Below are 20,668 nucleotides of genomic sequence, written 5' to 3'. Positions count from 1 at the left end.
TGACGGGATGCGTCATTTTCCCCTTTTTAGCATGTCCACGTCGATGGCCGGAATCCATCCGTTCACCGGCCGACGCAGCCATCCGTCGGCGTTGCCGATCTCCACCGCAGCACGTCGAAGCGCATCGAATCCGGGGTGCACCAGCCCCTTTCGCCACACGAGCGACACGGCGGACAACGGCACCGGGTCCACGAGTGGCCGCAGCACCGCGCGGGGCATGGCCGGAAAATCCACCACGGCGAGAATCGGGGTCCCTGTCTTCGCCATGACCCGTTCGAACTCCTCTTCGCCTACGGCCATGGGTGCGGGCGCGGCAACCTCGATGTCACGCCCCTCGAACAGTCGACGCGCGAGATCCGTCCACTCAGAGGTACGCGGATTCCCGGCCCCGGCGTACACGGCCTCCCCCGCGAGCGCGTCGACAGGCACCTCCGCGAGCGACGCCAGCCGATGCCCCTCGGGCAGCAGGACCGCCATCGGCTCGTAGCGCACCAGCTGATGGTCGAGCCCGGCCCGCAGCACAGGGTCCAGCCCGGCGAACCGCCCGAACGACACGTCGAGCCGTCCCGCCAGCAACTCCCCTGCCGCGCCCGCCAGTCCACTCTCGTAGCGGGCCATCAGCTCCTGCTCCGGGGCGAGTTCACGGGCTCGGTGCAGCACGCGGCGCCCCGTGCCCAACCCCGGTGAGTTCAGATCGACGAGCAGCGGTCGGCCCTGCCGAAACGCGGCGAGCAGCTCCTCCTGCGCCCCGAGCACCCGCCGCGCGTACGGCACCAGCCGCTCACCGTCCGCCGTCAGCGTCACCTGCCGAGTGGTGCGCAGGAACAGCTCGGCCCCCAACTCCCGCTCCAGGCGCCGTACATCACGGCTGAGGGCCTGCTGGGCGACGTACAGGCGGGCGGCGGCGCGGGTGAAGTGCAGTTCTTCGGCGACGGTGACGAAGGCGAGGAGGAGACGGGGGTCCAGGTGAGTCGATATCCGGGGCGTCACCCCGGGCGTCCATGACATCCGGCGAACTTACAACGGGAGTGCGTGAATTGCCCCTGACCAGGTGTTGGACCCCGTGATCCACTCCGGACGACGCTTGCCCCATGCCACGTACGCCCCAACAGACCACCTACCGCCGCCTGTTCACCATCCCCGGCACCCGCGCCTTCACCGCCGGGAACCTCATCGCCCGCCTCCCCGCAGGCATGTTCAGCGTGAGCGCGGTCGTGATGATCGCCGGAGCACGGGGTTCGTACGCCCTGGCCGGCGCGGTGACGGCAACGGGGTTGGCGGCGACCGCGGTGACCGCCCCCTGGATCGCCCGGCTCGTCGGCAGACACGGCCAGTCCCGAACAGCCGTACCGGCAACGGCAGTCGCGGCACTCGGCTCCCTGACCCTCCTCCTCTGCGTACGCTACGGCGCCCCCGACTGGACCCTGTTCGCCGCCTACGCGGCCACCGCGACCACCCCCAACACCGGCGGCATGTCCCGCGCCCGCTGGGCCCACCTCCTCGCCGCCGACCCCGAGGCCCTGCACACGGCGAACTCCTTCGAGCAGGCGGCCGACGAACTCTGCTTCATGCTGGGCCCGGCACTGGCGGCCTTCCTCTGCGGCACGTTCTTCCCGGAGGCGGGCACGCTGGTCGGGGCGGTCCTGCTCGTGACAGGCATCCTGATCTTCACGGCCCGGCGCGAGACGGAACCACCCCCGAGCCCGGCCCCGAAGGGCGGTTCACCCCTCCGTACCCCCGGCGTCCCGCCCCTGATCGCCGGTTTCATCGCGACCGGTGCGGTGTTCGGCGCGATGGAGGTCGTGACGCTCGCCTACGCGGACGCGGCGGGTCACCGCACGGCGGGCGGCGCGGTGTTGGCCCTCCAGGCGGCGGGCTCCTGCGCGGCGGGCCTGCTCTACGGCACGTCGACCCCGACGGGCGCACCGGAACGCCGCCTGCGGTGGTGTCTGTTGGCGATGACGACCCTGATGCCCTTGCCCCTCCTGGCAACCCACATGCTCAACTCCCTTCCAGCACTGGCAGTTGCCTTGCTGGTGGCGGGCATGGCAACGGCCCCCACGATGATCACCGCGATGACCTTGCTCCAACACCGCACACCAGAAGGCAGGTTGAACGAGGGCATGAGCCTGGCGGTGACGGGCCTGCTGCTGGGAATCGCGTGCGGCTCGGCGACGGGGGGCTGGGTGGCGGATCACGCATCACCGGCGGCGGGCTTCGCAGTGCCGACAGCGGCGGCGGCAACGGCGCTGTTGATCGGCACCCTGAGCAAGGAAACGCCTTGACTGGGCGTTTGGGCCGGATCCGTGCCGTCCTGGCAGCGCGCACGCAGGAGGGGGCGCCGACTCCGGAGTCGGCGCCCCCTGCGCGCGAGGTCTGTCAGTGTTCGTCCCTGGGGTTGGGGTTGGTGCCGTCGTTGAGGGCGATGGCCAGCAGGGCGGCTGCCTGGCGGGCGTCGGAGATGCCGGCCCCGGCGACGCTCGTGCTGGCGCCGGCGTCCGTGCCGTTGACGTGGCCGACGTAGACGTGGCTGACGTTGGCCCAGTTCCGGATCAGGGAGATCTGCTGGGAGCTGTAGGAGACCGAGTCCCCGCTGTCGAAGGACGGCGCGACGCGGTCGGCCAGGGTACGGAAGCGGCCCGCCTCCGAGATCCCGAAGATGATGCTGAGCAGACCGCGGGCCTGGTTGAGCCGGGACGAGCCGGTACTGGCCAGGTCGAACAGGGCCTGCGAGAGGGCGCCGGGGCCGATGGTGACACTGGTCAGGGCCTGGTTGGCGACCCGGGAGAGGGCGTCGTAGCCCTCCCGGCCGACGAAGAAGTTGTCGTCGGTGCTCGACTCGTTGGGGACGTTCCGGATGAGGTTGAGGACGCGGTTGTGGGACGTGCCCACCGCGTAGACCCGCACCACGTACAGGTCACTGAGGCGCACCACGGCGTGCACGGTGGGCGCGAAGTGTCCCGGGGAGCTGATGACGACGTCGGCGAAGTGGTTCGTCCTCGTGTTGTCCAGGACGGTGACGGTGACCCGGTTGCCCCGCGTGTTGACCACCGGACCGGTCAGGCGCGCGTTGGCCGTGCTGCGGGCCAGCGCGTCCAGGCCACTGAGCATGGTGCGGTAGCCGGCGGCGCCGTCGTCGATGTTCCAGTGGACCTGCGGGAAGTTGGTCTGCGCCACCTCCTGCGCGTCGATCTTCACACTGTGGGGCGCGGTGGCGGTGGCGGCCGGTGAGGACATGCCGGATACCGCGACCGCTCCCGCGAGGACGCACGGAAGGACCGCCGAGAGGCTGACACGTCGGACGACGCTGGCACGCATGGGTTGCTCCGATCGATAGGAGGACAGGGAGGACACAGAGCCATATATCCGGCTCGACCCCACCGAGACTCACACCGGCGGAGTTGATTCACACCCCCTCCCACCAGGGGAAATCAAACCCGCGCCCACAAGAGCTGGGCCACATCTCCTCGCCCTCACCCACACCGAAAGTCACCCGGCACCAGGGCTCCGGCCCGCGCCTCACCGCCCCACCCTGGGTGAGGCCGAATGAGCGGCTGTCCGAGGTGCCCCGGTCGGCGGCCACCGACCGCACCCTCCGGACGGGTCATGGCGTTCGCCGGTCGGCGGTCGGCGGTCGGCGGTCGGCGGTCGGCGGTCGGCGGTCGGCGGTCGGCGGTCGGCGGTCGGCGGCGGGACATGCGACCAGCAGCCCCCCACGGCTCCGAGCTCAGCACCGCCGCCCTGCGCGCCTGCGCGAGCCACAGGTCAACAGCTGTTTCCTGGTCCGCCGGAGGTGCCTTCGGACGCCCGGAGCGTCACAGCTTGCCGGAGCGGCGTGATCACTCCGACGGCGGCCGCTTCCTGCGCGGGGCAGCCCCAGCGCCGGGGACGGCCCGAGGCCCTGCGCACGGCCACGCGGGACGCGGCCCGCACCCTCGCCCGCAACCACCCCACCGCCCCAGGAGGCGGCGACCACGACGGGCTACGGCTGCGGCGGACACCCCTCCGACAGCGGCCTCACCGACGAGTGAACCCGGCCGCAGCTCAGAGACGCACTGCTGCGCCGCCTGTCCTTTACAGGGCCCGGTCACTCGTAGCCGGGTCCGCCACCACCCCTGGTCTTCACAGCACCGCTCAGAGCAGCCCCCTAAGGGGCGCGAGGCTGTATCGATTTGCGGCTCCGCCGCGTGGGCGCGACCAGCCCCCACGCCGCCGCAGCCGCTACACAACCCATCGCGGCATTCACAGCGAAGCGCTTCGCCCCAATCCCTGCCGCACCCATTGACGCCCTCACAGCCCCTACATACCTTCCTCCATCGAAGCGCTTCGACGCCTCCCGTCGAATCGATTCGACACCCATCCGACTCCCCTGGAGGCACTGGATGCTGACGGCACAACGGCGAGCAACGACAGCCGCACTGATCCTCACCGGATCGCTGCTCCTCTCCTCCTGCGGCGGCAGCTCGGACAACGGCTCCTCGGACAGCAAAACCCTCAAGCTCTGGCACTACGAGGGCCCGGACAGCGCGATGGGCGTGGCCTGGAACGAGGCCATCAAGGAGTTCGAGGCCCAACACCCGGGCGTGAAGGTGAAGTTCGAGGAGAAGGGCTTCGAGCAGATCCAGAAGACGGCCCCCATGGTCCTCAACTCCTCGGACGCCCCGGACATCATGGAGTACAACAAGGGCAACGCGACGGCAGGCCTGCTCTCGAAACAAGGCCTGCTCACCGACCTGACCGCCGAGGCGACGAAGCGCGGCTGGGACAAGAAGATCCCCGCGAGCGTGGGCACGACGGACGTCTACGACACCAACGGAGTGATGGGCTCCGGCAAGTGGTACGGCGTCACGGACTACGGCGAGTACACGATGGTCTACTACAACAAGGCCCTCTTCAAGAAGTACAAGATCGCCGAACCGAAGACGTTCGACGAACTGACCACCGCACTGGGCGAGTTCAAGGCGAAGGGCATCACCCCGCTCGCCAACGCCGGCGCCGAGTACATGGCCCAGCAGTACCTCTACCAACTCGCCCTCTCGAAGGCCGACCGCGCCTGGGTCGACAAGTACGAGCTGTACAAGGGCAAGACGGACTTCCACGACGCGGCCTGGACGTACGCGGCGACGACCTTCGCCGACTGGGTGAAGAAGGGCTACATCGCCAAGACCTCCAGCGGCACGAAGGCCGAGGACGCCGGTGTCTCCTGGATCCAGGGCAAGGCCCCGATCCTGTTCTCCGGCAGCTGGTGGTACGGCCGCTTCCAGACGGAGGCCAAGTTCGACTGGGACACGAGTCTCTGGCCCGGCTCGAACCTCACCCTCGGCTCCGGCGGCAACATCTGGGTCGTCCCCAAGGGCGCCAAGAACAAGCAACTCGCCTACGACTTCATCGACATCACCCTGTCGAAGAAGATCCAGAACCTGATGGGCAACAAGGGCGGCATCCCGGTCGCGGCCGACACCTCCGCGATCACCGACCCCAAGTCCAAGGAACTCATCGCCAACTTCAACACCGTCTCCGCCCGTGACGGCCTGGCCTTCTACCCGGACTGGCCGGTCCCCGGCTTCTACGACGTCCTCGTCTCCGAGACCCAGAAGCTGATCACGAACAGCGAGAAACCCGACGCCTATCTCAGCAACCTGCAGAAGGCGTACGACAAGGGCGTTCCGTCGACATGACGGTCACCACCGAGAAGGGCGCGCGGGCCACCCGCAAGAGCCGACACCCCGGCCCGCGCACCCTTCGTAGCCCCCACCCCCGCAACTCCTACGCCCTCTTCCTCCTCCCCGGCGCCCTCGCCGCCCTCGCCGTGATCGTCATCCCCTTCCTGATGAACACGGCTGTGAGCTTCACGAGTTGGCAGGGCGTCGGCAACCCCAAGTGGACCGGTCTCGCCAACTACCGTGATCTGCTGGACGATGCGGAGTTCTGGGCGTCCTTCCGCCACAGCCTGTTCATGGTCGTGGCGATGGCCGCCGTACCGACGATCGTCGGACTCGTCCTGGCCGCCGCCCTGTTCGACTACATAGCCAAACACTTCGGCACCCGCATCGCCGCGGTCCTCCGCGCCTGCTTCTACCTCCCCCAGGTGCTCCCCATCGCGGTCGCCGGCATCGTCTGGAGCTGGATCCTCGCCCCCGACAACGGCTCGCTCAACGCCCTGCTGAAAGCAGTCGGGTTGGGCTCCTGGCAGCAGGACTGGCTCGGCGACCCCGACATCGCGCTCTACAGCGTCATGGGCGTCATGGTCTGGGTCCAACTCGGCTTCCCGCTGGTGGTGTTCATGGCAGGCCTGCAACGCGTCGACCCCCAGCTCTACGAAGCGGCCGAGCTGGACGGCGCCGGCTGGTGGCGCCGCTTCTGGCACATCACGCTGCCGCAGATCCGCCCGGAGATCTACGTCGTCCTCACGTGGTGCACGATCGCAGCGCTCAAGGTGTTCGGCGCGGTGTACGTGCTCACGAAGGGCGGGCCCGGCGGGGCGACGGACGTCCCCTCCTACTTCTCCTTCACCACGTTCTTCGAGAAGACCCAGGTCGGCTACGGAGCCGCGATATCAACGGTGTTGACGGTGATCATCCTGGTGCTCTCCCTCGCCTTCCTGAAACTCCAGACCCGCGCGGAGGAAGGTGACCGCGCATGACGACCGCCCTGCGCCGCTACCCCGTACTGATCGCCCTGTGCATCGCGGCCCTCTTCATGGTCGTCCCGTTCCTGATCGTCGTCGTCAACGCCGTGAAGTCACCGGCCGAGTACTCCGCACACGGCCCCCTCAGCCTCCCCAAGGGCCTCTACCTGGACGGCCTCAAGGACTTCTGGCAGCGCGTCGACTACGGCCAGAAACTCTTCAACTCGGCCCTGATCAGCGGCTCGGTGGCCCTCCTCGCCGCCGCCCTCTCCGTCCTCAACGCGTACGCGATCGGCATCGGCCGTATCAAGGGCCGCACGTGGGTCCTGGCCTTCTTCGTCCTCGCCAACATGCTGCCGCAGGAGGCGCTGGTCTACCCGATCTACTACCTGAGCAAGCAAGTCGGCCTCTACGACACGAGGTTGAGCGTCATCATCGTCTTCACGGTGATCCAGGCGGCGTTCGGTACATATCTCCTCTCCGCCGTGCTCGGCCAGTTCCCCCGCGAGATCCTCGAAGCGGCCCGGATCGACGGCGCCAACAAGTGGCAGGTGCTGTGGCGGATCGTGGTCCCCGTCAGCCGCCCCACCATCGGAGTCCTCCTGGTCTTCTTCTTCATCTGGACCTGGAACGAGTTCCTGCTCCCCCTGGTCATGCTGATCTCCAACGACAACCAGACCGTGTCGGTGGCCCTCGGCGTCCTCCAGGGCCAGCGCCTGATGGACGCCACGATGACCAACGCGGCTGCCCTGCTAGGTGTGTTGCCCGCCATCGTCTTCTTCCTCGTCTTCCAGCGGACCCTCACGCGCGGCATCGCCGTGGGCGCCGTCAAGTAGTAAGGGGACCCCCACATGAAGTTCACCGACGGCTACTGGCTGCTGCGCGAGGGCGTCACCGCCGCCCACCCGGTCGAGGTCCTCGATGTCACGGCCCCGGAAGGCTCGTTGGAGATCCACGCCCCGACCATGCCCATCCGCCACCGCGGCGACCTGCTGAAGGGACCGGTCGTGACCATCAGCGCCCACGCACCGATGCCCGACGTCATCGGCGTCACCTTCACCCACTTCGAGGGAGAACAGCCGCGCGGCCCCCAATTCGAGGTACACACAGAGGAGTTCGCGGTCCACACGTCGTACGACGACGAACACGCGACCCTCACCTCCGGCGCGCTCTCGGTCAAGGTGGCCCGCACCGGCCCCTGGCACGTCGACTTCCTCGCCCACGGCCGCGTCCTCACCGGCAGCGGCCCCAAGGGCATGGGCATCATGCGCGACGCGACCGGCGCCCACTATCTGCGCGAGCAGCTCGGGCTCCAAGTGGGCACATCCGTCTACGGACTTGGCGAACGCTTCGGCCCGCTTGTCAAGAACGGCCAGGTCGTCGACATGTGGAACGCCGACGGCGGTACCGCCACCGAACAGGCCTACAAGAACATCCCGTTCTACCTGACCGACGCGGGCTACGGCGTCTTCGTCGACCATCCCGGAAAGGTCTCCTTCGAGGTCGGCTCGGAGGCGGTCTCCCGGGTCCAGTTCAGCGTGGAGAGCCAGCAGTTGACGTACTACGTCATCTACGGCCCGACCCCCAAGGACATCCTCCGCAAGTACTCCGCCCTCACCGGCCGCCCGGCACTCCCGCCCGCCTGGTCCTTCGGGCTGTGGCTGTCGACGTCCTTCACCACCTCCTACGACGAGGAGACGGTGACGTCGTTCATCGAGGGCATGCGGGAGCGCGAACTCCCGCTCTCCGTCTTCCACTTCGACTGTTTCTGGATGCGTGAGTTCAACTGGTGCGACTTCCAGTGGGACCCGAGGGTCTTCCCCGACCCGGAGGGCATGCTCACCAGGCTCAAGTCCAAAGGCCTGCACATCTCCGTCTGGATCAACCCGTACATCGCCCAGCGTTCCCCGCTCTTCGCCGAGGGCAAGGCACTCGGACATCTCCTCCGCCGGCCGGACGGCAGCGTCTGGCAGTGGGACCTGTGGCAACCCGGCATGGCCCTGGTCGACTTCACCAGCCCGGCCGCCCGCGACTGGTACGCCGGAAAGCTGGAGGCGCTGCTCGCGCAGGGCGTCGACTGCTTCAAGACCGACTTCGGCGAGCGGGTCCCCGTGGACGTCGCCTACGCGGACGGCGCGGACCCCGAGAGGATGCACAACTACTACACCTACCTCTACAACCGCACTGTCTTCGACGTCCTGCGCAAACACCGGGGCGAGGGCGAGGCGGTCGTCTTCGCCCGCTCGGCCACAACTGGCAGCCAGAAGTACCCGGTTCACTGGGGCGGCGACTGCGAGGCGACGTACGAGTCGATGGCCGAGTCGCTGCGCGGCGGCCTCTCACTGGGCCTCTCCGGCTTCGGCTACTGGAGCCACGACATCGGCGGCTTCGAGGGCACCCCGACCCCCGCCCTCTTCAAACGCTGGCTGGCCTTCGGTCTGTTGTCCTCCCACAGCCGCCTGCACGGCAGCTCGTCGTACCGCGTCCCGTGGCTCTTCGACGAGGAATCCGTCGACGTACTACGGCAGTTCACCCGCCTGAAGCTGAGCCTCATGCCGTACCTCTACGAGACGGCGCGCACCGCAAGCGCCGAAGGCGTGCCGATGATGCGGGCGATGGTCCTCGAATTCCCGGACGACCCCGGGTGCGCGCACCTGGAACGGCAGTACATGCTCGGCCCGGACCTCCTGGTCGCGCCGGTGTTCAGCGACGACGGCGACGTCTCGTACTACGTCCCCGAGGGCACCTGGACCCACTACCTCACCGGCCGCACGGTCACCGGACCGCGCTGGGTGCGCGAGAAGCACGGCTTCGACAGCGTGCCCCTGCTGGTCCGGCCGGGCGCGGTGATCCCGGTCGGCGCGGTGGCCGACCGTCCCGACTACGACCACGCCGACGGCGTAACTCTGCGGGCGTACGCCCTGGAGCGGGGCGCGCAGGTGACGGTGTCGGTCGGCGAGGTGTCCTTCACCGTCGTCCGGGAGGGGGACACGCTCCGGGCGTCCTGCACGGATCCGTCCATCTCGTGGGCGCTGGCCGCCGGTTCGCGGTCGAAGTCGGGCAGCGGGTTCCTGACCCTGGAGCTGGGCTGATGGTGAAGATCACGGACGTGGCCCGGCACGCCGGCGTCTCCCCCAGCACCGTGTCCTACGCCCTGAGCGGCAAGCGCCCGATCTCCGAGGAGACCCGGCAGCGCGTCGAGGCGTCCATCCGCGAGCTGGGCTACCGCCCGCACGCCGGCGCCCGCGCCCTGGCCAGCAGCCGGTCGAATGTCCTGGCGCTGGTGATCCCCTTACGGACCGGCATCCATGTCCCGGTCGTCATGCAGTTCGCGGTCTCCGTGGTGACCACCGCCCGCCGCCACGACCACGACGTCCTGCTGCTCACCCAGGAGGAGGGCGAGGAGGGACTGCGGCGGGTCGCGGACACGGCGCTCGTCGACGCGATGATCGTGATGGACGTCCAACTCGACGACCCCCGGCTGCCGTTGCTCCGTTCCCTGGACCGACCGTCGGTGATGATCGGCTTCCCGGCCGAGGCGGACGGGCTGACCTGCATCGACCTCGACTTCAAGGCGGCCGGCGAGCTGTGCGTGGAACGGCTCGCGGGCCTCGGGCACCGGGTCGTCTCCCTCGTCGGGTCACCGCCCGAGGTGTACGTCCGCGGAACCGCCTTCGCCCAGCGGGTCGTTCAGGGCTTCACGGCCGCCGCCGACCGCAACCGGCTCGCCTCGTCCGTCCACCCGTGCGAGGCGGCACCGGGCGCCGCAGCCGCCGTAGCGGAACAACTGCTGCGTGAGCAGCCCGCGTTGACGGGGGTCGTCGTCCACAACGAACCGCTTCTGGAACCCCTCATCGACGCCTTCGAGCAGCTCGGGCTGCGCGTTCCCGGCGATCTGTCGATCACCGCGATCTGCCCCGACGAACTCGCCGAGTCCGTACGGGTTCCGGTCACGTCGGTCGCCCTGCCGACCGCTGAACTCGGGTCCGGGGCAGTCGAGTTGCTGATGAGGAAGCTGGGCGGCAAGACCGTGCCCGACGCGACGCTCCTGTCCCCCCGGCTGACGGAACGCGCGAGCACGGCACCGCGTAACGCGCCCTGAGGCGCTGGCGAGATTCGGTAACGCCCGTATGCAAGGCCCTACTTGAAGGAGCCGCGACATGGAAGGCAAGAGAAGAAGACACAGCACGAGAAGAAGACACAGAACCACGCTCGTCGTGGCGTTCGCGCTGATCGCCGGTCTGGCAGCGACGGTCCCGGCGACCGCCGACGCCCCGTACCCCTTCCGGGGCCCAACTCTCCCGGTGGGCAAGCGTGTTGACGACCTCCTGAGCCGGCTGACCCTCGACGAGAAGATCTCCCTCCTCCACCAGTATGAGCCCGCGATCCCTCGCCTCGGCATCCAGTCCTTCCGTACCGGCACCGAGGCCCTGCACGGCGTCGCCTGGCTCGGCAAGGCCACCGTCTTCCCGCAGGCCATCGGGCTCGCCTCGACCTGGGACCCGGCGCTGATGGAGCAGGTCGGCTCTGCGGTCGGCGACGAGGCCCGCGGCTTCCAGCAACAGCGCCCGGACGGCTGGGGGTTGAACCTCTGGGCCCCGGTGGTGAACCTCCTCCGCGACCCGCGCTGGGGCCGCAACGAGGAGGGCTACAGCGAGGACCCGGAACTCACCGGCGCCCTCTCGACGGCATACGGCGAAGGCCTGACCGGCGGCGACCCGGACCACCTCAAGACGGCCCCCACCCTGAAGCACTACCTCGCCTACAACAACGAGGTCGACCGCGCGACCACGTCCTCGGATCTCCGCCCCCGGGTGGAGAAGGAGTACGACGAGGCCGCCTTCAGACCGGCGATCGAGGCGGACGCGGCCACGGGTGTGATGACGTCGTACAACCTGGTCAACGGCCGCCCCAGCACGGTGAATCCGGACCTGAACGACGTCGTGCGGAAGTGGACGGACCAGAGCCTGCTGAACGTCACCGACGCCTTCGCCCCCGGCAACCTCGTCACCCCGCAGCAGTACTACCCCAGCATCACGGAGGGTGACGCGGCCGCGCTGAAGGCCGGCGTCGACAGTTTCACGGACAACAGCGCCGACCCCGGCCCGACGACCACGGCCATCAACTCTGCTCTCCAGCAAGGCCTGTTGAAGCCTTCGGACATCGACACGGCCGTCTCCCACATCCTGTCCGTCCGCGTCCGCCTCGGTGAGTTCGACCCGGGCGGCGGCAAGTACGGCTCGATCGACGCGTCGGTCATCAACAGCCCGGCGCACCAGCAGTTGGCACGCAAGGCGGCGGCCGAGGGGACAGTGCTGCTGAAGAACAACGGGGCGCTGCCACTGAGGAGTTCGGGCAAGGACGTCGCCGTGGTCGGCCCCCTCGCCGACACCCTCTACACGGACTGGTACTCGGGCACGCTCCCCTACGCCGTCACCCCCGCGAAGGGCATCGCCTCGAAACTCGGCACGGGAGTGGCCACCAGTGAGGGCGTGGACCGCATCGCCCTGCGCGACACGGCGACCGGCAAGTACGTCACGGCGGGTACCGGCGACACGGGCGCACCCTTGCAGGAGACCACGAACACCCCCACGGCAGCAGCCCAGTTCGACGCCTTCGACTGGGGCTCGGGCATCGTGACCCTGCGCTCGGCCGCCAACGGAAAGTACGTCGGCTACAACTGGTCGAACTTCGTCAACGACCAGACGCAGCCCAACGGTTGGTACGTCCAGCAGCAGTTCAAGCTGGACCAGCAGGACGACGGAACGTACTTGCTGAAGTACGCGGGCTACGAGACGTCGGAGTCCTGGTGGTCGAACCCCCTCTACCTCGGCCCGACCGACGCGAACGGCACCCTCGGCCTGGTCCCCAAGGACCAGGCCGCGCACTACGCGAAGGACGTGGTCCGCAGCGGAGTCGCCGACGCGGTGGCGGCGGTCAAGGGCAAGGACACGGCGGTCGTGGTCATCGGCTCCATGCCGTCGATCAACGGCCGCGAGGCCCACGACCGCACGGACATGGCCCTGGCCCCGACTCAGGAGGCCCTGGTCAAGGCGGTCCACGCGGCCAACCCGAAGACAGTGGTCGTGGTCGAGAACAGCTACCCCACCACGCTGGGTGCGTTGCAGAAGGAGGTCCCGGCCGTCCTCTGGACCTCCCACGCGGGCCAGGAAACGGGCAACGCTCTCGCCGACGTCCTCTACGGCGACGTCAACCCGTCCGGCCGCCTCACCCAGACCTGGTACCGCTCGGAGTCGGACCTCCCGTCGATCCTCGACTACGACATCATCAAGTCCGACCGCACGTACGAGTACTTCCAGGGCACCCCGCTCTACCCCTTCGGCTACGGCCTCTCGTACACGACCTTCCGCTACGGCGCCCTGAAACCCGTCGCCGGCGGCTACGAGGTCCCGGTGACGAACACGGGCACCCGGGCGGGCGACGAGGTCGTCCAGCTCTACACACACCAGCGCACATCCCGCGACAAAGAACCCCTGAAGCAATTGAAGGCATTCCAGCGGGTCTCGTTGAAACCGGGCGAGACCAAAACAGTCCGCCTGAAAATCCAGCAGAAAGACCTCGCCCACTGGGACGTCACCCGCTCGAAATGGGTGGTGGAAAGCGGCACGTACGACGTCATGGCCGGAGCGTCCTCGGCGGACATCCGCGCCCGTACGACCTGGCGCGTCCACGGGGAGACCATCCCGCCCCGGAACCTGTCCCGTACGACCCGCGCCGAGAACTTCGACGACTACTCCGGCATTCACCTCGTGGACGAGTCGAAGACGAGCGGTACGGCGGTGGGTGCGGCCGCGAACGGGGCGTGGCTGAAGTTCACGGACGCGCAATTGGGCGCGGGGGCAACGAAGTTCACGGCCCGGGTGGCGGGTACGAGCGCCGGCACGGTCGAGGTCCGGCTGGGCTCTCCGACCGGCAGGCTCATCGGCACGGCACACGCAGGCGGGACGGCATCGTCGTACGCCTATGAGACGGTGACCGCCGACCTGTCGGGTGGCGCGGCGAAGGGCCGTACGGACGTGTATCTGGTCCTGAGCGACGGCCTGCGGCTGTCGACGTTCAGCATTCACTGAAAGCGCATGGCACAGGCCCCGTCGCTCGAAAGCGACGGGGCCTGTGCCACTGTGCTCAATTACAAACATGGGATGAGTGGAGATGGCGGGAATCGAACCCGCGTCCAACGGTGCAGAATCAGGGCTTCTCCGTGTGCAGTTCGCTGTGATTTTCTCGGCCCCGGCGATCACGCGAACAAGTCGCCGACGGGCCCAGTCACTGTTTGATTTCCCATCGAACCCCGTGACCGGGCTCGATGGTTTAGTTCCCTAGATTATGCCAGGATCCGGGTCGGGAACACCCCCGGGCTGACACCCTTTTAGGGTCCTTCAGTCGCTGTTATTAGGCAGCGAGGGCGAAGGACTGGGAATCGCTCTTGGAATTGGCGATTATTGGTTGCGACATATGGTTAACGAGATCATTGCCGCTTCCTCGACACGCTTCACCTGCTTCGACAGCCGCTGTCGAAACCGATCATCCCCATGTTGTTTTTTCAAACCCCTCCGAAGAGGGATACACACCCGCTGTGGGGTGCAGTAGCCATCGTACGTGAACAACGCGCGGCGATGCCACCGTATTCCCGGTGACCGGCCGCAGGAACGGCAGGCTACTCGCCGCGCTGCTTCCGCTTCGCCGCCGCGATCGCGCGGTCCGACTCACGGCGGTCCTGCTTCTCGCGCAGGGTCTGCCGCTTGTCGTACTCCTTCTTGCCTCGGGCGAGGGCGATCTCCGCCTTGGCCCGGCCGTTGCTGAAGTACAGGGCGAGGGGCACGATCGTGTGACCCGTCTCCTGGGTCTTGGCCTCCAGCTTGTCGATCTCCTCGCGGTGCAGCAGCAGCTTGCGCTTGCGGCGCACCGAGTGGTTGGTCCAGGTGCCCTGGTGGTACTCGGGGATGTGGGCGTTGTGCAGCCACGCCTCGCCCCCGTCGATCTGGACGAAGCCGTCGGTCAGCGAGGTCCGGCCCTCACGCAGCGACTTGACCTCGGTACCGGAGAGGACGAGCCCGGCCTCGTAGGTGTCGATGATCGCGTAGTCGTGCCGGGCCTTCTTGTTCTGGGCGACGATCTTGCGCTTGCCGCCCTTCTCGCCGTCCCTGGCCTTGCCGCCGACGGCCCCACCGCCTTGCTTGGGCTGGGACTCCTTGGGTACGTACATTCCCTTGCTCATAGTGCTGCCCATTTTCGCACTACAGGGGGGTCCGAGGGAAAGGCGATTACAGACGGGCGTGAGAAACGCCTACGACGCGTCCCCGAGCCCGCTCAACACCGTCTCGGCACGCTCCACGGCGGCCTGTCCCTGTGCGGTGACGTCGAGGTCGGGGGTGATGCCCCGGCCGTCGACGGTGTGGCCGGAGGGGGTGCGGTAGTGGCCGACGGTCAGTTCGGCGACGACGCCGTCGGGCAGCTTGCTCGGCATCTGGACCGAGCCCTTGCCGAAGGTCCTGGAGCCCACGACGACCGCGCGGCCGCGGTCCTGGAGGGCGCCGGTGAGCATCTCGGCCGCGCTCATCGTGCCGCCGTCGACCAGCGCGACCAGGGGTCTGGTGGTGTCGCCGCCGGTGGCCGCGTGCAGGGCGCGCTCCTGGCCGTCGACGTCGTACGTCGCGACGAGCCCGCCGTCGAGGAAGGCGGAGGCGGTGGTGACGGCCTCGGTGACCAGACCGCCGGAGTTGCCGCGCAGGTCGAGGATGAACGCGGAGTCGGCGGGGGCCTGCCGTACCGCCGCACGCACTATGTCGCCGACGCCCTTGGTGAACGCGGCGATCTTGATGACGGTGACCCCACCGGTGACCCCGCCCGCCAGCTTGCGGACGGTCACGGAGTCGGTGGAGAGGCGGGCGCGCCGTACGGTCTCGCTCCACGCGTGCGTGCCGCGCTCCAGGCCGAGGGTGACGGCGGTGCCGGCGGCGGCGTCCTGGGCGTCGCCCCGTAGTAAGGAGACGACCTCGGTGACGGGCTGTCCGTCGACGTTCTCCCCGTCGACGCTGCGCAGGCGGTCGCCCTTGCGGACCCCGGCGGTGGCGGCGGGCGACCCGGACTGGACACGGGTCACCTCGATCCGGCCGTCCCGCTCCCGGCGGGCCCAGAGTCCGACGCCGGTGTACTGGCCGTCGAGGGCTTCCTCGAACTCCTCGTACTCCCCTTGGGAGTACACGGCACCCCACCGGTCCCCGCTGCGGCTGACGGCGCGCTCGGCGGCCTCCATGGGCGACTTGCCGTCGGCCTTGGCCTCGGCGGCGGCCTTCGCGACCTCTTCGGTACGGGCGACGGGCGCCGAACGGGCCGTACCGGAAGCCGATTTCCGGTCGGACCGGTCGGGTTCGTCGAACGACCCGGCCGCCGCACCGGCGACCAGCACACTCGCGAACACCAATGTCAGGGCGGCCCCGCGGCGGATGCGGCGGGGCTGACAGAACAGGTCACGACCTGACATGGCGGTGAGTCTAGGACAACGAGAAGGGCCGCACGGGCGGTTGCCCGTACGGCCCTCTTGGCATGTGTCACACCTTCAGGTACTTGCGCAGCGCGAAGAACGCCGCAAGCGCGGGCATCAGGAGGCTCGTCGCGAGGATCAGCGGGAGCTTCGTCAACACGGCATCCCACCCGATGAAGTTGATCAGGTTGAGCTTGTGGGACAGGTCGAGGCCGTGGTCGATGATGAAGTACCGGGCGACCACCAGGAATCCGCAGGCGACCGTGCCGCCGATCAGCCCGGCGACCGCGGCCTCCATGATGAACGGGGCCTGGATGTAGAAGCCCGAGGCGCCGACCAGGCGCATGATGCCGGTCTCGCGGCGTCGGCTGAACGCCGAGACGCGCACGGTGTTGACGATCAGCATCAGGGCGACGACCAGCATGAGCGCCATGACCGCGCGGGCGGCCCAGTTCATGCCGTTGAGGAGGCCGAAGAGGTTGTCCAGGATGCCCTTCTGGTCCTGCACCGACTGGACGCCGTCACGGCCGTCGAAGGCGGTCGCGATGACCTGGTACTTCTCCGGGTCCTTGAGCTTGATGCGGTACGACTCCTGCATCTGGTCCGGCGTGAGGGAACTGGCCAGCGGGGAGTCGCCGAACTGCTCCTTGTAGTGCTTGTACGCCTCGTCCTGCGACTCGAAGACGACCTTCTGGACGACCGACATCTTGTCGAGGTCGGAGACGATCGACTTCTTCTGGTCGTCGGTCACCGCGCCCTTGGCGCAGTTGGGGTCGGACTCGGCGTCGCTCTTGTTGCAGAGGAAGATCGAGACGTTGACCTTGTCGTACCAGTAGCCCTTCATCGTGGTCACCTGGTCGCTCATCAGGAGCGAGCCTCCGAAGAGGGCCAGGGACAGGGCTACGGAGACGACGACCGCGAAGGTCATCGTCAGGTTGCGGCGGAGACCGACACCGATCTCGGAGAGTACGAACTGGGCGCGCATGGCGTCTTCTTCAGGCCTTTCCGTGGACGGACATCAGACGGCGGGTCGGTCGGCGGTCAGTGCTGGTAGCCGTAGACGCCACGTGCCTGGTCACGGACGAGGCGGCCCTTCTCCAGCTCGATGACGCGCTTGCGCATCTGGTCCACGATGTTCTGGTCGTGCGTCGCCATCACCACGGTGGTGCCCGTCCGGTTGATCCGGTCGAGGAGCTTCATGATGCCGACGGAGGTCTGCGGGTCGAGGTTGCCGGTCGGCTCGTCCGCGATGAGGAGCTTGGGGCGGTTCACGAAGGCTCTCGCGATGGCCACGCGCTGCTGCTCACCACCGGACAGCTCGCCCGGCATCCGGTCCTCCTTGCCGCCGAGCCCGACGAGGTCGAGCACCTGGGGCACGGACTTGCGGATCTCGCCCTTGGACTTGCCGATGACCTCCTGCGCGAAGGCCACGTTCTCGGCGACCGTCTTGTTGGGCAGCAGGCGGAAGTCCTGGAAGACGGTCCCCAGCTGGCGGCGCATCTGCGGCACCTTCCAGTTGGAGATGCGGGCGAGGTCCTTGCCCAGCACGTGCACCTGGCCCTGACTGCACCGCTCCTCGCGGAGGACCAGCCTCAGGAAGGTGGACTTTCCGGAGCCGGAGGACCCCACGAGGAACACGAACTCGCCCTTCTCCACTTCCAGGGAGACGTCCCTGAGAGCGGGGCGGGTCTGCTTGGGGTAGACCTTGGAGACATTGTCGAATCGGATCACGGGTGCACCACGGGTAGCCGGGGGTAGGTGTGCGTGACCATACGCGACCCGGGGTTGCCCGCGCAGTCGGCGTCCGGGGTTGCGCGAGGCTTGCACGTTTTGTCGCGGATTTGAAGGGCTGGAACGCACAAGGTCGGGGCAGGATAAGGCGAGCCGCGCCGAATCCCGCGGAACCTGGCACAGTGGAGGGGAACGTTCGGGAACGTTCTCGTGTCCCGCGGCGTTGTGTCTGTGAAAGCCGGTGCAAGGAGGGCGAGCGCATGACGTACGACCGGTTGGTGTGCGCGAACTGCGCGGCGCCCGTGAACGAGGGCCGCTGTCCCGTCTGCCGTGCGAACCGCGCGCGGCTGCAGCAGGAGAACCCCTGGGGCAATCTGAACCCCATGGCGTTGATCGCCCTGCTCGCGGTGCTGATCGCGGCGCTGGCGCTGGTGGCGCACCAGACCGCGTAAGCGGCCTGTCACCGCGTAGGCGGCCTGTCACAAGGACATGCAGAAGGGCCCGGAGCGACACGCTCCGGGCCCTTCGTCGTACGACGTGCGTACGGACCGTACGGGGACGGCTACCGTCAGGCGATCGTGCCGCTGCGGTTGCCGCTCGCGAGGCGCGGGAGCACGCGGAAGGCGATGCCGCCGGCGATCATCGTCGCGGCGCCGATCAGCAGGAACGCGGTCTGGCCGGCACCGGTCTCGGCGAGCTGGTCACCGTTGCCCTGGGCCGCCGTGTCGGAACCGGTGTCGGTGAGCGCGGAGGTGCCCGCCTCCTGGGCGGAGGAGCCGCCGTCGGGGTCGGTGTTGCTGTTGCCGCCGGTGGAGCCGCCGGAACCGCTGGTGGCGGTGGCCGTGGGCTCGGCCGTCGGCTCGTCCGTCGGCTCGGTGGGGTTGCCGGTGGGCTCGGTCGGCTCGTCGGTGGGAGGCGTCGCGGTGGGCGGCTCCTGCGTGGGCGGCTCCGAGGTCGGCGGCTCCTCCGTCGGGGAGTTCGGGGCCGTCGGGAGACCGGTCTCGGTCGGCGTCGCCGGAATCGACGGGTCGTCGTCGGTGGTGACCGACACGTTGAGGCCGTCGTTGCCGCCGAGGCTCACGCCGATACCGACCGCCGAAGCGGCACCGGCGGCGGTCAGCGAGGCGCCGCCGGCGATGACAGCGGTGGCCGCTATGCGTGCGACACGGATCCGCGTCTTCTTGGTCATTAGGTTGCTACCCCCAGTAGCTCGTCGTCAGGGTGGTGCGTCGGTGTCCGGGGCCGTGATCGACGGGGGTGGCAGCTGGCGAAAGCTCACGTCCCCCGGTTCACATGCGCCCCGGAGACACGCATGCCAAGCTTCACCCTTCCCAGTTTTCACAGCAACGTCAAGGCCGTTGCGAGCGCAATGTCCAACTACGGGTTCTTTGCTGGGGGATGGAACCTGTGAGTGTGATGTAAAACCCAGACATCCAGATACACACATGGCAACTGCCGCCCGATGGGCGGCAGTTGCCATGTCGACAAACTTACTTCTCCTGCTGCTTGCGCCAGCGAATTCCGGCCTCCAGGAAGCCGTCGATCTCGCCGTTGAACACGGCCTCGGGGTTGCCGACTTCGTACTCCGTGCGAAGGTCCTTGACCATCTGGTACGGGTGCAGGACGTACGAACGCATCTGGTTGCCCCAGGAGTTGCCGCCGTCGCCCTTGAGGGCGTCCATCCGGGCCTGCTCCTCCTGGCGGCGGCGCTCCAGCAGCTTGGCCTGGAGCACGTTCATCGCGCTGGCCTTGTTCTGGATCTGCGAGCGCTCGTTCTGGCAGGAGACGACGATGCCGGTGGGGAGGTGGGTCAGGCGCACCGCGGAGTCGGTGGTGTTGACGCCCTGGCCGCCGGGGCCTGAGGACCGGTACACGTCGACGCGCAGCTCGGACTCGTCGATCTCGATGTGGTCGGTCTGCTCGACGACCGGGAGGATCTCGACACCGGCGAAGGAGGTCTGGCGGCGCCCCTGGTTGTCGAAGGGCGAGATCCGGACGAGTCGGTGGGTGCCCTGCTCGACGGAGAGCGTGCCGTAGGCGTACGGCACGTGCACGGCGAAGGTGGTCGACTTGATGCCGGCCTCTTCGGCGTACGACGTCTCGTAGAGCTCCGTCTTGTAGCCGTGGCGCTCGGCCCAGCGCAGGTACATGCGCTGGAGCTTCTCCGCGAAGTCGGAGGCGTCGACGCCGCCGGCCTCGGCGCGGATGGTGACGACGGCCTCGCGGGAGTCGTACTCGCCGGAGAGGAGGGTACGGACCTCCATCTCGTCCAGCGCCTTCTTGACGGCGACAAGCTCGTTCTCCGCCTCGGCGCGGGTGTCCGGGTCGTCCTCCTCCTCCGCCATCTCGAAGAGGACCGAGAGGTCGTCGATCCGGCCGCGGAGCGCCTCCGTCTTGCGGATCTCGGCCTGGAGGTGGCTCAGCTTGCTGGTGACCTTCTGCGCCGCCTCCGGGTCGTCCCACAGGGAGGGCGCTGCCGCCTGCTCCTCAAGGACGACGACATCTGCCCTCAGCGTGTCCAGGTCCAGGACGGCCTCGATCGACTCCATGGTCGAGGAGAGGGACTTGAGCTCTTCGGATACATCGACGACTGCCACGCCTCCAGCGTAACGGCTCCGCCAAGCGGGGTGCGCCGTGGCTGGAACGGGGCGCTAGGCCACCCGGCACGGGAGCTGGAACGGGGCGCTGGTCACCCGGCACCGGGGCTGGCGTCCCTGGGGGCTCCGCCCCCAGACCCCCGGGCCTATGCCCACCCACCACCCGTCTCGGTCGGCCAAGAAGCGGGCGTACCCCCCAACGCGCCC

16 protein-coding genes and 1 other RNA gene are annotated in these 20,668 nt (G+C 68.3%); 8 read left to right on the top strand and 9 right to left on the bottom strand.

Annotated elements, in window-relative coordinates; translation table 11 throughout:
* Nucleotides 1–12 precede the first annotated feature (12 nt).
* On the bottom strand, nucleotides 13–1,008 hold the full coding sequence (locus tag ACGFY9_RS38040) for a LysR family transcriptional regulator (protein ID WP_393762016.1): 996 nt from the start codon (nucleotides 1,006–1,008) through the stop codon (nucleotides 13–15).
* An 83-nt stretch (nucleotides 1,009–1,091) separates the two neighbouring features.
* On the opposite strand from ACGFY9_RS38040, the gene ACGFY9_RS38035 reads away from it, so the two are divergent.
* Entirely contained in the window at nucleotides 1,092–2,285 is a 1,194-nt protein-coding gene (locus ACGFY9_RS38035; RefSeq protein ID WP_393762014.1) for an MFS transporter, read from the top strand.
* 94 nt (nucleotides 2,286–2,379) lie between these two features.
* On the opposite strand, the gene ACGFY9_RS38030 is transcribed toward ACGFY9_RS38035, so the two are convergent.
* On the bottom strand, nucleotides 2,380–3,318 hold the full coding sequence (locus ACGFY9_RS38030; protein WP_393762012.1) for a ribosome-inactivating family protein: 939 nt from the start codon (nucleotides 3,316–3,318) through the stop codon (nucleotides 2,380–2,382).
* 1,064 nt (nucleotides 3,319–4,382) lie between these two features.
* On the opposite strand from ACGFY9_RS38030, the gene ACGFY9_RS38025 reads away from it, so the two are divergent.
* From ACGFY9_RS38025 to ACGFY9_RS38000, 6 genes are read left to right on the top strand one after another with little or no spacing between them, the layout of a single operon-like run.
* Nucleotides 4,383–5,678: an extracellular solute-binding protein gene (locus ACGFY9_RS38025; protein WP_393762010.1), complete on the top strand. Its 1,296-nt coding sequence runs from the start codon at nucleotides 4,383–4,385 to the stop codon at nucleotides 5,676–5,678.
* Entirely contained in the window at nucleotides 5,675–6,643 is a 969-nt protein-coding gene (locus tag ACGFY9_RS38020; protein WP_393762008.1) for a carbohydrate ABC transporter permease, read from the top strand. The genes ACGFY9_RS38025 and ACGFY9_RS38020 overlap by 4 nt, the downstream gene beginning before the upstream one ends.
* The gene (locus ACGFY9_RS38015; RefSeq protein WP_393762006.1) at nucleotides 6,640–7,464 is read left to right on the top strand and encodes a carbohydrate ABC transporter permease; all 825 of its coding nucleotides are present in this window, start codon (nucleotides 6,640–6,642) and stop codon (nucleotides 7,462–7,464) included. The genes ACGFY9_RS38020 and ACGFY9_RS38015 overlap by 4 nt, the downstream gene beginning before the upstream one ends.
* Before the next feature lie 15 nt (nucleotides 7,465–7,479).
* Nucleotides 7,480–9,720: an alpha-xylosidase gene (gene yicI / locus ACGFY9_RS38010; RefSeq protein ID WP_393762004.1), complete on the top strand. Its 2,241-nt coding sequence runs from the start codon at nucleotides 7,480–7,482 to the stop codon at nucleotides 9,718–9,720.
* The gene (locus tag ACGFY9_RS38005) at nucleotides 9,720–10,730 is read left to right on the top strand and encodes a LacI family DNA-binding transcriptional regulator (RefSeq protein ID WP_393762002.1); all 1,011 of its coding nucleotides are present in this window, start codon (nucleotides 9,720–9,722) and stop codon (nucleotides 10,728–10,730) included. The genes yicI and ACGFY9_RS38005 overlap by 1 nt, the downstream gene beginning before the upstream one ends.
* A 58-nt stretch (nucleotides 10,731–10,788) precedes the next feature.
* The gene (locus tag ACGFY9_RS38000) at nucleotides 10,789–13,719 is read left to right on the top strand and encodes a glycoside hydrolase family 3 C-terminal domain-containing protein (RefSeq protein WP_393762000.1); all 2,931 of its coding nucleotides are present in this window, start codon (nucleotides 10,789–10,791) and stop codon (nucleotides 13,717–13,719) included.
* Between the two features lie 74 nt (nucleotides 13,720–13,793).
* Here the strand turns inward: ACGFY9_RS38000 and ssrA are convergent.
* The 5 genes from ssrA to ftsE all read right to left on the bottom strand — a co-directional run bounded on the left by ssrA (nucleotide 13,794) and on the right by ftsE (nucleotide 17,864).
* Nucleotides 13,794–14,181, bottom strand: a transfer-messenger RNA (tmRNA) gene (gene ssrA / locus ACGFY9_RS37995).
* A gap of 125 nt (nucleotides 14,182–14,306) precedes the next feature.
* Nucleotides 14,307–14,855, bottom strand: coding sequence for an SsrA-binding protein SmpB (gene smpB / locus ACGFY9_RS37990; RefSeq protein WP_393762327.1), 549 nt, complete (start codon nucleotides 14,853–14,855; stop codon nucleotides 14,307–14,309).
* Between the two features lie 81 nt (nucleotides 14,856–14,936).
* On the bottom strand, nucleotides 14,937–16,133 hold the full coding sequence (locus ACGFY9_RS37985; protein WP_393761998.1) for a S41 family peptidase: 1,197 nt from the start codon (nucleotides 16,131–16,133) through the stop codon (nucleotides 14,937–14,939).
* A 67-nt stretch (nucleotides 16,134–16,200) separates the two neighbouring features.
* The gene (gene ftsX, locus ACGFY9_RS37980) at nucleotides 16,201–17,118 is read right to left on the bottom strand and encodes a permease-like cell division protein FtsX (RefSeq protein ID WP_033286713.1); all 918 of its coding nucleotides are present in this window, start codon (nucleotides 17,116–17,118) and stop codon (nucleotides 16,201–16,203) included.
* A 56-nt stretch (nucleotides 17,119–17,174) separates the two neighbouring features.
* The gene (gene ftsE / locus ACGFY9_RS37975) at nucleotides 17,175–17,864 is read right to left on the bottom strand and encodes a cell division ATP-binding protein FtsE (protein ID WP_033286714.1); all 690 of its coding nucleotides are present in this window, start codon (nucleotides 17,862–17,864) and stop codon (nucleotides 17,175–17,177) included.
* A gap of 260 nt (nucleotides 17,865–18,124) precedes the next feature.
* Between ftsE and ACGFY9_RS37970 the strand changes: the two genes are divergently transcribed.
* Nucleotides 18,125–18,316 carry a hypothetical protein gene (locus tag ACGFY9_RS37970; protein ID WP_019056429.1) on the top strand — a complete coding sequence of 64 codons (192 nt, stop codon included), beginning with the start codon at nucleotides 18,125–18,127 and terminating at the stop codon, nucleotides 18,314–18,316.
* Nucleotides 18,317–18,432: 116 nt separating this feature from the next.
* Here ACGFY9_RS37970 and ACGFY9_RS37965 read toward each other — a convergent pair whose 3' ends face one another.
* Together ACGFY9_RS37965 and prfB are read right to left on the bottom strand one after the other, a co-directional pair.
* Nucleotides 18,433–19,053, bottom strand: a complete 621-nt coding sequence (locus ACGFY9_RS37965) for a hypothetical protein (RefSeq protein ID WP_393761995.1) — start codon at nucleotides 19,051–19,053, stop codon at nucleotides 18,433–18,435.
* Between the two features lie 301 nt (nucleotides 19,054–19,354).
* Complete coding sequence (gene prfB, locus ACGFY9_RS37960; RefSeq protein WP_393761993.1) at nucleotides 19,355–20,461, bottom strand: peptide chain release factor 2; 1,107 nt, start codon at nucleotides 20,459–20,461, stop codon at nucleotides 19,355–19,357.
* Nucleotides 20,462–20,668: the final 207 nt, after the last annotated feature.

Source organism: Streptomyces sp. NPDC048504, assembly GCF_043200035.1.
Taxonomy (GTDB): Bacteria; Actinomycetota; Actinomycetes; order Streptomycetales; family Streptomycetaceae; genus Streptomyces.
This window is presented reverse-complemented; position numbering and strand designations above follow the sequence as displayed.